A 1,155-nucleotide genomic window follows, 5' to 3' on the forward strand; every position below is an offset into this window, starting at 1 on the left:
GCCTCCATCCGCGTCAGAAGGGTTCCTGATGTCGTCCGTTCCGTAAAGGAGTATGAGACGACCGGAAGCTCGGAGTTCTCATGAATATACCGGCGAAGTTCATTCCTGACGATCGCGGCCTCGGCACACCGGAAACAACTTCCGATGAAGACGGCATCAGCATCGACCTTCCCGGAGACGAGAGCATCAGCACGGGCAATAGCCAGTTTCAGATCAGGGCTCTTCACATTGAGGCCAAATGATGCTTCACTCTTCTTCAGATCGGCAAGTGAGATATCAGGATAGAAGAGCTGGGCATCAACAGATGCAGCGGCCTCTGCGATCTCATTCTGTACACCCGAGTATTCTGCCCCGCAGGTGAGCTGTGCTATTCTGACCGGCCGGCTCATTCTTCACCGCCTCCAAGCTCCTTCAGGAACGATTTTATGGATGCAACGAATGCGACACCTTCGTCCTGCGTCTTTGGATAAACAAGATCAAGGATAGGTATCTCTTTCTGTTTCAGCCGGAAGATGAGAAGTTCGTTCGTCCTGGCACATCCCATGCACCCGAAGGCAAATTCCGCATCGTTTACGATGATCGCTGCCTCGGCAGCGTCAAGGAGCGGTCCATAGACGGACATCCTGCCCCTGACTCCGGAGGGTACTTCGACCGCGGCCCACCGGAGGCCTTTCTTCGGATCTTCCGGGGTTATCTGGAGCGGTGGGGAGTCGAATCCGGGTGTCTGAATATGATCGCGAATCGAGAGTGCTGATCCGAGTGGCTCATGCCCGAACCTTGCAACAAGATCCGATAACATCAGGCTTGTTGCAGGATATATGAAGACTTTTACCATAATCAGGCCTCCTCTGTTTCTATAATTGTCGAGAGATCGTCAATATCGAGCGGGGATGCTCGTCTGATCGGTACGGCTGCTTTCAACAGATCATTATCATTCATAGTATCAGTCTCTCGTAATCCGTATGATATGAACCGTGCGAGGCCGATCTCATACTCATGCCCGAGGTATCCGGGCCTTGATCCCCCGAGGTTCGCCCTGCATCGCCGCGGATCTCCCGGAGGAAATCCCCTGTCCTTGATGAAGATATGGAAGGGATCAAGCTTCCGGAGGTGTTCAACCACCCTCTCAACTTCGTCCGGGGTCCCGGTAACCTG

Annotated in this window: 2 protein-coding genes and 1 pseudogene; all 3 read right to left on the minus strand. The window is 53.6% G+C overall.

The window, feature by feature from the left end:
- Positions 1-389: pseudogene (locus QCH34_RS13100) on the minus strand (methanogenesis marker 15 protein); the annotation flags it as partial.
- Positions 386-835 (minus strand): methanogenesis marker 5 protein, encoded by a 450-nt coding sequence (locus QCH34_RS13105; RefSeq protein ID WP_211531218.1) that lies wholly within the window; start codon positions 833-835, stop codon positions 386-388. The pseudogene QCH34_RS13100 and the gene QCH34_RS13105, both read right to left, overlap by 4 nt.
- Positions 836-837: 2 nt before the next feature.
- Positions 838-1,155: methanogenesis marker protein 6 (locus QCH34_RS13110; RefSeq protein WP_300334772.1), on the minus strand; the 318-nt coding region annotated here is incomplete at its 5' end.

It is taken from the genome of Methanocalculus sp., from assembly GCF_029762515.1.
Lineage (GTDB): Archaea > Halobacteriota > Methanomicrobia > Methanomicrobiales > Methanocorpusculaceae > Methanocalculus.